10 protein-coding genes are annotated in these 10,512 nt (G+C 45.2%); 9 read left to right on the top strand and 1 reads right to left on the bottom strand.

What is annotated here, in order from left to right:
* The first annotated feature begins 142 nt into the window (after positions 1-142).
* Together QP775_RS14120 and QP775_RS14125 are read left to right on the top strand one after the other, a co-directional pair.
* Positions 143-1,453 carry an MFS transporter gene (locus tag QP775_RS14120; protein ID WP_285106891.1) on the top strand — a complete coding sequence of 437 codons (1,311 nt, stop codon included), beginning with the start codon at positions 143-145 and terminating at the stop codon, positions 1,451-1,453.
* 164 nt (positions 1,454-1,617) lie between these two features.
* Entirely contained in the window at positions 1,618-1,794 is a 177-nt protein-coding gene (locus tag QP775_RS14125) for a hypothetical protein (RefSeq protein WP_239330162.1), read from the top strand.
* A 144-nt stretch (positions 1,795-1,938) separates the two neighbouring features.
* Here QP775_RS14125 and QP775_RS14130 read toward each other — a convergent pair whose 3' ends face one another.
* Entirely contained in the window at positions 1,939-2,307 is a 369-nt protein-coding gene (locus tag QP775_RS14130; RefSeq protein ID WP_239330160.1) for a helix-turn-helix domain-containing protein, read from the bottom strand.
* Positions 2,308-2,635: 328 nt separating this feature from the next.
* Here QP775_RS14130 and QP775_RS14135 point away from each other — a divergent pair, with 328 nt between their 5' ends.
* From QP775_RS14135 to wzy, 7 genes are all read left to right on the top strand, one after another.
* A complete protein-coding gene (locus QP775_RS14135; protein WP_239330157.1) occupies positions 2,636-3,097 on the top strand; it encodes a hypothetical protein in 462 nt (153 codons plus the stop codon).
* Positions 3,098-3,187: 90 nt separating this feature from the next.
* Entirely contained in the window at positions 3,188-3,910 is a 723-nt protein-coding gene (locus tag QP775_RS14140) for a tyrosine-protein phosphatase (protein WP_285106895.1), read from the top strand.
* A 50-nt stretch (positions 3,911-3,960) separates the two neighbouring features.
* Positions 3,961-4,728, top strand: coding sequence for a YveK family protein (locus QP775_RS14145; protein ID WP_239330151.1), 768 nt, complete (start codon positions 3,961-3,963; stop codon positions 4,726-4,728).
* The gene (locus QP775_RS14150) at positions 4,709-5,404 is read left to right on the top strand and encodes a CpsD/CapB family tyrosine-protein kinase (protein WP_239330148.1); all 696 of its coding nucleotides are present in this window, start codon (positions 4,709-4,711) and stop codon (positions 5,402-5,404) included. The genes QP775_RS14145 and QP775_RS14150 overlap by 20 nt, the downstream gene beginning before the upstream one ends.
* Before the next feature lie 360 nt (positions 5,405-5,764).
* Complete coding sequence (locus tag QP775_RS14155; RefSeq protein ID WP_285106898.1) at positions 5,765-7,657, top strand: polysaccharide biosynthesis protein; 1,893 nt, start codon at positions 5,765-5,767, stop codon at positions 7,655-7,657.
* Between the two features lie 18 nt (positions 7,658-7,675).
* Entirely contained in the window at positions 7,676-9,046 is a 1,371-nt protein-coding gene (locus tag QP775_RS14160; protein ID WP_285106900.1) for a lipopolysaccharide biosynthesis protein, read from the top strand.
* Between the two features lie 4 nt (positions 9,047-9,050).
* Positions 9,051-10,511: an O-antigen polysaccharide polymerase Wzy gene (wzy, locus tag QP775_RS14165; RefSeq protein ID WP_285106902.1), complete on the top strand. Its 1,461-nt coding sequence runs from the start codon at positions 9,051-9,053 to the stop codon at positions 10,509-10,511.
* The last annotated feature ends 1 nt before the right edge of the window (position 10,512 follow it).

The raw sequence follows: 10,512 nt of genomic DNA on the forward strand, positions 1-10,512 counted from the left end.
ATTCCTTGAACGAACCTTAAGCCTAGGCTACGATATATACTTGTAATGGTTGATTTTTTGAGAGTTAGCCGATACAAGCATATATCGAACCTGGGGATGAGGTTCTTTGTGTTACATATGCTTCATTTCAAACGGACAGACGGTGATCACAGATATGAAGTATTCTCCAGTGGGTATGTTTCGCAGCTATACGCGTGAGATGAACGTATTTATTTGGGCCAGTATGATTAATTCGACAGGTGCCGCCCTCATGTGGCCTCTAACGACTATTTTTGTGCATCAAGTCCTTAATCGCTCGTTAGCAGAAGCTGGCTTTGTTATTATGATGCAAATGCTAGGCAGCGTTCTAGGACAATTTGCCGGAGGGTCCCTATATTACAAGTTTGGTGTCAGAAAGTTATTAATTGGAGCTCTGGCTGTGACGTCGGTATTTCAAGCGTCCTTAGTCGTAACCGCTTACTCCAGTTGGTGGGGATACATTGCGACAATGTTTGTTATCGGATTCACAGGCAATCTATCGCAGCCAGCTATTCAATCTTTCATTGGGTTCCGCTGGGCAGATCGGCGGGACGAGCTGTTTAATGTGGTTTACGTGGCCAATAATATTGGTGTGGCACTAGGAACGGCTTTAAGCGGAATTTTGGCTGACATCTCATTTAATTTGACTTTCATTCTAAATGCAGGCACGTCGGCAGCATTTGCGGTCTTTTTTTATTACTTCTTGCAGCATATGAAGGAAGAGGCAGCCCCGGTGAAGGCAAGCTCTACTCCGTCAGTTAAGGGAGCAAGAACCCAATTGGATCATATGCCTGATAAAGGTGCGATTCCAGACTTGACGATTTGGGATCAATTACGAAATGTTCGCTTGTATTTGTTCCTATCTGTAGGATCGATGATGATATGGATGGCGAACAGCTTGTGGGGGAGCGGTGTTGCCCCTCACATAACCGATCAAGGTATGGAAATGAAGATGTACAGCTGGCTGTGGACGTTAAATGGTATTCTTATTTTTGTGGGGCAACCGATAACATCGTGGATGAAGCGCACAATCGCTCAACCGGTCACTTCACAGCTAACATGGAGTGCAGTGCTTTATGGCCTGGCTTACGTTGTTATATTGCTTCTCCCGACTTATAACGGCTTTATTATAGCCATGATTATTGCCACGTTGGGGGAAATGCTTGTATCACCCGCTGTCCCTGCCTTTCTGGCAGCGAGGGCTGGTCGAAATGCTCCGTTTTACATGGGGGTTGCAGGTGGGATCAGTTCCATAGGCAGAATGATAGGACCAGTTGCTTTAGGTGCGGCTTATGACAGCGGGGGACTCCATGCTGTGATGAGCGTGTCCGCTGCGATTGCTGTAGTGGCAACAGTCAGTTTCCTGCTGCATGCCTATTTACAAAAAAGTAACGTTAGAGCGGAAAAAAACCAATATTATGACAACTATTCATAAAATTGATGTTAGTTTCGACAAAAATAGAATTTGAAGTCCTAGTAAGTATCTCCATCGTCCGACAGATTACCTCATAAAGATACGATATAATAAGGTAAGTCTCACGCATCCATGACAAATCTCACAAATGTGTACAAATAACGTGAAGTGGGGTAATAATAAAGATGGAAGATAAGAAACGGGCCAATATCCTCAGCGAGCATAAGGAGGCTCAATCTCCAGATGAGCTTCGTTCCCATATTACACTGGATATTATTCAAGTCATGGATCAGTTGGGCATTTCGATAGAAGAAGCTCCTGATCATATTAAGGCGATTTTGGAGAAACATCGAAAAGACTAAAGATGGGTGGACAGTAACAATTTACGAAGGACAATGAGAAACCGTGAGGGGCTGCAAGCCCTTCACGGTTTATTTGTGCTGCAGCCATAGCGCCAGCCAGGCGGTTATTTTCTGAAGTTGAATCGATAACATTTCCAGTCATGCCTAACGCATCAATCGCTCAGCACGCACAAAGGCAATAAATCGCTTGGCTTCTTCTTCGGTTAATTGATGACCATCAATTGTTAAATGAAATTGTTGCAGCATATCCTCATCGGACAATTCTAGTTGATCTGCAAAGGCACGAACAGGTTCAGACAGGATCATATCTGGAATGAGGGTTCTACCTACCAAAAAGTCAATGGACACCTCAAAGCAATCCGCCAACAAAGTTAATGTCTCAAAATCAGGTTTACGTCGATTTTTCTCATAATGGGACAATGCGGCTCGAGTAATCCCTAATTTGGCTGCAAGATCTTCCTGAGTCCATCCTTTAGCTTCCCTAAGCTCTGCAATGCGATTACCTGTACTCATGAGTAACAGCCTCCTTCAAACACCTTAAATCAGATGGTGCGCTCTTAACAAACATCAAAGTAACAGAATGTATCTATGAAAGCGTATTATTAGTAAGTATTCACATAAGTAACACAAAAAACGATTGACACGATACTTTTTGTATCGTAAATTAAAGGAGTCGGAGGTTACATATTGTATCACAAAGAGTGAAAAAAAGTATTGTCGAAACAAATAGTATCGTGGTGGTTGATTCCTAGAAAATTCATGCTGCACAAGTGGCAAAATAAGCATTAGTCATTCGTAAATTCATATACTGCCTATAGAGGCATTTACAGGGGTTCATAATATGGGTGCCAACAATCCTCCTTACACCATGAGTCTTCGCATCGCTCTTCATAATCCGATTATCGCCTCCATGTCTATCTCACACATTAACCAACATCGAATAGAGGCTGTCAAGACAAGCAAAGTGTTGATCACGGCAATTAGTCCTGGGGGACTTCGAATGCTGTCCAATTTGAATTTGCCGCTTCAAGAAGAGACGGATTACTCGCTACGATTTGAATTTGAACTTCAAGATGTATGTCTGTCCATAGATGGTTGTCCAGTATGGAGCCAATTAACCGAGGGAATGTACGAATACTCGGTTCGATGGCAGCTTAATCACAATGAGAAACGATTGCTGCTTCGCTTATTAAATGAAAAATTAATCAACATGATGCCGCAGCAAAAAAAGATACACCACATGTACCGCTCACTATCCACAATTGCATTATCAACAAGCAGAACTCGTTTTCATACGTCATAACATGGTTATGCTTCATATCTTACATCATTTCGAGCAATCTCGCACTTCATTTTATACGATCTGCTACACAGGATAGGACGTGCTGCATAAATGATTGATATTCATTGCCATGTGCTCCCGGGAATGGACGACGGGCCAAAACATGCAGCTGATGCCTTGCGGTTGGGGCACGAGGCTGCACGCCAAGGTATCCGTACGCTCATTGCCACCCCGCACCATTCCGTTAACTATCGAAATGGTGCTGAGCAGATAAAGGCTCAGGTCATACGTTTAAATGAGCTCTTTGATAAGCACGGAATTAACGTAAATGTATTGCCGGGACAAGAGTTCAGACTAACCTCCGATTATGACTTGGAGTATCAAATGGGCCACATTCAGCCGCTTGGGGAGAGCCAATACTTGTTAGTGGAATGGCCGAATGATCATATTCCGGATTACTTTCCGCTGTTTATGGAGTGGGTGAAGGAGCGGCAGTGGCGTATCGTTGTCGCCCATCCTGAACGTCATCGGATCATAATGGACAATCCCAATGTAGCAATAGCTCTTATGGAACAAGGAGTAATGTATCAAATTACATCGATGTCTCTGTTAGGCGGTTATGGAAGAAAAACGATGCGCACCGCATATGAATTAATTCGACAGCGATGTGCACATTTCCTAGCTTCCGATGCGCATTGTTTACAGCGACGCTCCTTTAATTTACGAGAAGGCTACGCTGCTGTGGAACAACATATTTCTGCTGCATACGCGAAGATGATGCAGCAGAACGCAGAAAAGCTGATAAAGAGCGAGCTTGTTACTTGGTCAATCTAGATCCGGCTCGACAAAGGTAATACCTAATCAAAAGGAGGCAAAGACGCATCGTGGAATTAGACCTTAAACATATGATCCGGATCCTATGGAAGCGTAAATGGTTGATCAGTTGTGTGCTGATGTTAGGGATAGGATTTTCCGTTTATTACAGCTATTTTGTCCTGAAACCTGTATATGAGGCATCTACCAAATTTATTGTCAATAAGACACAAGATGTTGAGGGTGTAGGCAGTATTAACATCAACGATCTTAACGCCAACATTAAATTGATCCAAACCTATAAGGAATTAATCCGCACGAACTGGATACTGGACGATGTCATTCAAAACAATCCAGATATTCCTTATACACTCGACAAATTGGTATCCATGATTAAAGTATCTTCCATGAATGAAACGCAAGTTGTAACGATAACGGTAGAGGATTCTTCCTACGCGCTTGCAGCCAAAATTGCTAACACAGTAACGGGATTGTTCGTGAAGAAAATCCCTCAGCTCATGAAAGTGGACAACGTAACTCTTCTGACAGCGGCAGATGCTACAGTTCTGCCAGCACCTGTTAAGCCTAACAAGATGATGAACATCATTGTGGCTGCCATGTTGTCGCTTGTGCTTGGATTTGCGCTTGCTTTTGTCATTTATTTCTTTGATGAGGGCATTTACAGCGAGGAAGATATTGCAGAAGCATCAGGGCTAAATACATTAGCCTATATCCCAAAAATGCGCGGCAAGCATTTGAAGATGGTGGGCAAGTCCGTGCGCGTCAACACCAATCAAGTGAAGGGCGGGAAAGAGACGTATGTCACGACACAGCAGTAAATTCGCCCGCACGATGGAGTACCAGCCCTTATCCCCTATAGGAGAGATGTATCGTTCGTTATGTACACAGCTCCAATACATGCAGCGTGACGATGAAGTGTGGTCGCCAAGCGTAATTGGCATGATGTCTGCACGGCCAGGTGAGGGAAAGACGACCACGTTATGCAACTTGGCAATAGCCTTTGCCATTGAAGGCAAACGTGTACTGCTTGTTGATGGTGATCTGCGTAAACCCAAGCTCCATGATGTATTTGATACGGGCAACAGTAAAGGGTTGTCACAAGTACTCATGCAACGGACACATCCAAGTGAAGCGGGGGAAGAGACTTCGGTTCGTAACCTTACGCTGTTAAGCGCAGGCAAAGCGTTGGACGATCCAGGCAAAATGCTTGCCTCTGAGTCCTTTGATCTATTAATAGAGGAAGCAAAAGCAGCGTACGACATCGTATTGTTTGACGCACCGCCTGTACTGTTGTTTAACGATGCCAAGCTGATCGCTTCGCGCTGCGAAGGAGTACTAATCGTGGTGCAGTCCGGTAGGACGACAGCCAAGATGCTGAATCAGACACGTACACAATTGGAGCGTGTAAATGCCAACATTCTCGGGGCGGTTCTAAATGGGGCAGAAGAACGATGGAATCGCAGTTGGAATCAATATTACAGCCAATCGAGATAGTGAACGAATTTGAGTGTCCATCATTTGACGAGGATCGAGATAGTGTTGTTGCTTGTTACTGAATCGTAGTGAGCTGAAGTATGGACGAGTAGAGGATAAAAAGTAAATAACGCAGTCTTCATCTGGTGGGATACCGGTAGAAGACAGGTGATATCTCCCGTACCTTTATCATCGGAGATACTCGGCCGCGCTGTGGGTAATGGTGAGCCTTAGACGTTTTCGTCAAGGGTGCGGTGTGAGGACGGGTTAGATGCCCGAACGTTTTTTTATTAAAAGTAGAGTTATGCCGCAAGGCATGTGCTACAGGTGTCTTAACGCGGCATAGCTGTACGTTTTAATAGTAAGGAGAGGAAAGATGAGATGCAAACCTATAAGCGAATAGCCGTTCTCATGTGTTTAGATGCATTATTGGCGGGTATGAGCACAATTCTCGCCTACTATTTAAAATACGGTTCGACATGGATGATCGAATACCGTATTCAAAGTTTGTCGTTTGGTGCTCTGGCTATTGTGTTGTCAATCGCCTGTTTGTACGGCTTCAAATTGTATAACAGAGTATGGGAATATGCGAGCATTGGGGAAATGTATTCGTTAATCAAAGCGCTCGGTCTTGGTATATTTCTAGCTTATGCGGGGACCTGGTTGTTCGTTGACCGTGAAATTTCATTTAGCACGATGCTCTGGACCTTTGAGACGCTTTTGCTTGGCGTTGGAGGAGTAAGATTTACCTGGCGCATGCTGAGAGGACATGTCATAAAACAACAAGTCGACGATGCAGTGGTTACCCGCAATGCGATGATCGTCGGCGCTGGCAGCTGTGGTGCTTTAATTGTAAAAGAAATGATGCAGCAGTCGTCTGCAAGATTGAAGCCAATTTGCTTCGTGGATGATGACAGGACGAAGCTGCACTGCGGTGTATATGGCATTCAAGTGGAAGGTTCAAGGCATGACATTGCCGAGATGGTGGATCGTCATCACATCGATGACATTATTATTGCCATTCCTTCGGCATCGTCGGAAGAATTGGAGCCTATTGTGGAGATGTGCAAGAAGACACAGGCCAGAGTGAGGGTTGTACCTCATCTGAATGATGTTATTTTAGGCAAGCTATCCATTAAAGATATCGTACAAGTTGATGTAGAAGAACTGCTTGGCAGGGATCCGATACGGATGGATCTAGTTGAGGCGGCTTCCTATGTAACTAAAAAGACGGTGTTGATTACGGGCGCTGGTGGCTCGATTGGCTCTGAGCTGTGCAGGCAAATTGCCCTGCACCAGCCTAATCTCTTATTGATGTTGGGCCATGGTGAGAACAGCATCTACTTGATCGAGAACGAGATACGTCAAAAATATCCGCATATGGCAATCGAGACTCTTATTGCGGATGTTCAGGATATGTCACGAATGGACCAATTATTTAACGAATACCGTCCAGAAATCGTATTTCACGCGGCGGCGCACAAACATGTACCTCTTATGGAATGTAATCCGGCTGAGGCAGTCAAGAACAACATAATAGGGACGCGCAACGTGGCATCATGTGCTGACCGCTATGCCGCAGAGCGATTTGTGCTTATCTCTACTGATAAAGCAGTTAATCCGACGAGTGTCATGGGAGCTTCAAAGCGAATTGCTGAATTAATCGTTCAGAGCTTTAGCAAAGACAGCAGCACAATTTTTGCAGCTGTTCGATTCGGCAACGTATTAGGCAGCAGAGGCAGCGTAATTCCTCACTTTAGAAAACAGATCATGGCTGGAGGCCCGGTAACGGTTACTCACCCCGATATGATTCGTTACTTTATGACGATTCCCGAAGCCGTTCAGCTTGTTATTCAAGCTGGAGCACTTGCTGACGGCGGTGAAGTATTCGTCCTGGACATGGGCAAGCCGGTCAAAATCGTGGATCTTGCCAGACAGCTTATTCGGTTGTCCGGTTATGAACCGGAAATAGATATTCCAATTGTATACTCAGGTATTCGGCCTGGTGAAAAGTTGTTTGAAGAATTGCTAACCGACGAAGAAGGTCTAACCTCAACCATGCATGAGCGCATCTTTATCGGCAAACCATCCATTATTCCGAAGCTTGTGCTTGATATGCAGCTTATTAAGTTGGAGCAGGCGCTTGGCGGCAGCGATCAAATCATTCGTGAGGGACTTAGGCAGTTGGTGCCTACTTATCAGATGGCTCAGTACGAAGCGAAGGATAAGCAGACGGTAACAGAAGTGGGAGAAAAACAGCTGTCGCTGGTGTAAAGAAGGAGCCGAACAGAGATGGAATCACAGACAGAAGGTATATCGCGTGTGCGCACACGACAAATGCAGCGAGATCAAGCTCGCTTGTCAAAGCTTGCGCATAAGCAAAAATCTGTATTTCGATTGTTCTCATGGACGTTGCTTGGAAATGTAGTATACGCGGCCTGCCAACTTGGGATGCTGGTTGTGTTGGCTCGCATGGGTTCTGTAAAGGATGTCGGCTTGTTTTCCTTGGCGCTCGCAATCAGCGCGCCTGTATTCATGCTTGCGAATTTACAGCTCAGAGGTGTCATTGCGACGGATGCTTCAAAGCACCATCCTACGGGGGCGTACATAAGCTTGCGTATTGTCAGTTCGTGCATGGCTCTACTGGTTGTAGCAGGTTTTGCAGCTGTTTACTTGCCTGATCGCACGGCGGCTCTCGCGATCATACTGATGGGATCAGCCAAGTTCTTCGAAGCGATCAGTGACGTCTTGTACGGCTGGTGGCAGCAGCATGAAAAGATGGACTGGAGCGGGAGCTCGCTTATGATGCGGGGAATCGTCTCTCTTGTGGTGTTTGGGGGTACTTATTATTATGCAGGGGAGCTTGCAACAGCGTTGGCGGCATATGCGGGTAGCTGGATGTTACTGCTGATGCTGTATGATTGGCCGCGAGCCGCACGTCTTAAAGGCTTCAAATGGCGCAGCTCGCCTGTTCAATGGTGGGGATTAATCAAGCAGTGCTGGCCGCTCGGAATTGTCATGATGCTGGTGTCTCTTCAAGCCAATGTGCCAAGATACTTGATTGCAGATGCTTATGGACATGAGGCATTAGGCTATTATTCAGCGCTCTTGTATGTCACGGTTGCCATTACAACTGTGGTGTCCTCGCTCGGTCAAAGCGTAAGTCCGCGTTTGTCACGAGCGTGGGCACAGCACGATGAAGGCACGGTAAAGTCAGTGCTTAACAAGTCCATGTATGTCATCAGTGGTATGGGGGTCGCTGCAATGATTATAATTGCAGTCGCAGGCAAATGGATGCTGAGTCTGCTGTATGGCAGCGGTTATGACGCATATTACGATTTGTTAATTCTGCTGGTGCTAGGAGCTGTAATCGGATGTGTAGCTTCCTTGTTCGGTTTTGCGCTTACGGCTGCAAGAGTATTTAAAGCTCAGTTAATTATTAATGCGGCAGGCGTAGGTGTGACCTTAGCTGCTCAATATTTGTTTATTCAGTTGGGCATGTCTTTAATTAGTGCTGGATATGCGATGATTATCGTCAGTGTGACTAATATGCTGTTTGCTTATCTGATCTGGAATCATCGAATTCGGCAGTGGCGGCTTGTACAGGCGGAGGAAAAAACGGTAACTCTTCCGCTCTTTATGCTGGGAAGAGAGCGGGGATAAGAACATGAGCCTAGGGAGAATAACGCTGGCAGGTACAGGCGTTGTGTTAGTGCCAGTTGTCATCTACAGCGCGCTCCAGTTAATGGATCAGGACCCGATTACCTTTTATATTTGGTCTATTGTGTTAATGAACTTGATTGCTGGCTATTGGTCAATGCGTATGACCAAGTCAGCTTCTTTTTTTAGCAGTCTGATTGCAATGTTTCTGTTATTTACGACGATGTATTCCATTACTTATCCACTGGATCATGCCATAGGCAGTTTGCACAATTTGTCAGAGGAACGGTTAGTTCATATTCTTCAATTGTATGTACTGGCGAATATAAGTCTGATCGGCGGAATTGTGCTGATGACTTGTTTAAGTTCGATAAATGTTCAATGGAATGGACGTATTGGTGCAGTAGTTGAGCGGAAAGTTCCTGAATTACCGTTGCAGCAGCAAGAAAAAAGCTCCATTTTCGATATCTTATATTGGCCCTCGCTGATTGTGCTGTTAATGGGGATTGCCATGATGATTTACGACCAGATGAGGCTTGGTGGCTTTAGTGTCATTGGGGTATCGAATCGATTAAGCAACTTTCAGGCACAGCGTCAGCTTGAGGGGTTATCTCTTCCGTGGAAGGCGATTATTACCAGCTCCTTGCTTACCTTGGCATTATCTATTCGAACAAAGAAGCAGCGGCACTTATTTTATTTCATAACGCTTATGCTCGGCATGTTTTTCTTCTTTGGTCTCGGCAGCAGAGGGTTTATTTTAATTACGATCTTGCCGTGTCTCGGTGTGATGATCGATCGTGGCTACGTTAGAATGACGAAGTGGAAGCAAGTCATGCTAGTTGGACTTATGCTGCTGTTGTTGTCGCCTTTATTTACCAATTTTAGGATGAGCTTAATTGAAGGGGTTCCGATGGATAGCATGCCGGAGCAGAGTTGGGCGTTCTCGAATGGGGAGACGGGTTCTTCCTTTATCGTTACGGCTGATATTTTGTCGGTGACGGATTACCCGGAAGCGGACCCAAGTTACACGACTGCGGTTGGATATGTCCTGCCTTCGGCTGTATACAAGGGAATTACAGGTCATGCTAAGCCGTTAAATATTGGGGATTGGTATGTGTGGTATTTTTATCCTTATATTTATGCGGAAGGCGGAGGAAAAGGTTTCTCCCCGTTGGCACAAGCCTGGATGAATGGCGGTGTATGGGCAGTCATTGCTGTATTTACGATGATCGGTGGATTGCTTGTCTGGGCTTCGAGAGGCCATTTTATTAAATATTTGGCGCTGCCACTTACGATGACATTCCAACGAATGTCATTTCATGCGATTGTGGCGGATCTGGTTTATGAACTTATATTTATTCTGATCATACTGCTGCTGGCAGCGCTCATGCGGCCAAAAGCATGGAAGTGGTTGAAGCAAGCTCGACCTGAAGAGACAGCGGCAAAGAGCATAAATTCATTCAGTTGAG

The sequence above is a fragment of the Paenibacillus sp. UMB4589-SE434 genome, from assembly GCF_030226685.1.
In the GTDB taxonomy this organism is placed as follows: Bacteria; Bacillota; Bacilli; order Paenibacillales; family Paenibacillaceae; genus Paenibacillus_B.

Excerpts from the sequence above, each read along its gene's own strand:
- QP775_RS14125 (WP_239330162.1), top strand. The coding sequence starts at position 1,618 with ATGGAAGATAAGAAACGGGCCAATATCCTCAGCGAGCATAAGGAGGCT.
- QP775_RS14130 (WP_239330160.1), bottom strand. The coding sequence starts at position 2,307 with ATGAGTACAGGTAATCGCATTGCAGAGCTTAGGGAAGCTAAAGGATGG.
- QP775_RS14135 (WP_239330157.1), top strand. The coding sequence starts at position 2,636 with ATGGGTGCCAACAATCCTCCTTACACCATGAGTCTTCGCATCGCTCTT.
- QP775_RS14140 (WP_285106895.1), top strand. The coding sequence starts at position 3,188 with ATGATTGATATTCATTGCCATGTGCTCCCGGGAATGGACGACGGGCCA.
- QP775_RS14150 (WP_239330148.1), top strand. The coding sequence starts at position 4,709 with ATGTCACGACACAGCAGTAAATTCGCCCGCACGATGGAGTACCAGCCC.
- QP775_RS14155 (WP_285106898.1), top strand. The coding sequence starts at position 5,765 with ATGCAAACCTATAAGCGAATAGCCGTTCTCATGTGTTTAGATGCATTA.
- QP775_RS14160 (WP_285106900.1), top strand. The coding sequence starts at position 7,676 with ATGGAATCACAGACAGAAGGTATATCGCGTGTGCGCACACGACAAATG.
- wzy (WP_285106902.1), top strand. The coding sequence starts at position 9,051 with ATGAGCCTAGGGAGAATAACGCTGGCAGGTACAGGCGTTGTGTTAGTG.